The following is a 695-nucleotide window of genomic DNA, read 5'->3' as shown; positions in this document are numbered from 1 at the left end:
CTAGGAGCCTGAACGGTTCCTGAACCTGATGTTCACCCTGCCTTGGCATTCCCTGGCCGGCCGGCCCGGACCGCGTTTCCGCAGTCCGGACAGACATGGGCCGGACCGCTCGGCCTCAGCGCGGCATCCCGTTGTCGCGCGTCGCCTTCTCCCGCCATGTGTCGTTGGGTGTGATCGGCTTGTTGATCTCAGCGCAGCCGGCGAGGAGCGCGAGGGCGGTGAAGACGAGGAGAATGCGGGACAAGCGATAGGCCTTCGATCGGATGCCCGTCCGAAGCCGGGCGGCCTCGCGGCGGGGCGACGCGGGAACTCCGGCCGGTCGGCGGAACCTGGATGTGCGGCCGGCGTCGCCGGAGCGGCGAACGCCCCGCCTATAGCCTCCGCATCGTCTTGTGGCGAGGCATTCCCTCCCCGCCTTATCCCCGCCCTCCCGCGCCGCGTCTAACCTTCCTCCCATCGCCGCCCCATCGAATGGGCGCGAATGATCACCGGGATCGTTCGGAGGGGTGGCGAGCGGTGTCCGCGACGCGTCTCCTGCCGGAGGAGGCGTGGCCCGGACGGTTCCTGATAGGCACATGGGGGTTGGCTGCCCAAAACGAGGCGGCTCTCGGAAAACTCGGCGTTGGAGACAGCCCAAGGCAGGCGGGGTGACAGACCGCCGCCGCATCGGGCCGAGACGCCCTGCGTAATCCCCA

At 69.2% G+C, this 695-nt stretch carries 1 protein-coding gene; it reads right to left on the bottom strand.

What is annotated here, in order from left to right; all coding sequences use genetic code 11:
- Nucleotides 1-115 precede the first annotated feature (115 nt).
- Nucleotides 116-244, bottom strand: coding sequence for a hypothetical protein (locus O5O54_RS22240; RefSeq protein ID WP_279484026.1), 129 nt, complete (start codon nt 242-244; stop codon nt 116-118).
- Nucleotides 245-695: the final 451 nt, after the last annotated feature.

The organism is Aureimonas sp. SK2, from assembly GCF_029813115.1.
Lineage (GTDB): Bacteria > Pseudomonadota > Alphaproteobacteria > Rhizobiales > Rhizobiaceae > Aureimonas.
The sequence above is the reverse complement of the archived record's forward strand: the minus strand, read 5'-3'. Positions and strand labels throughout refer to the sequence as shown.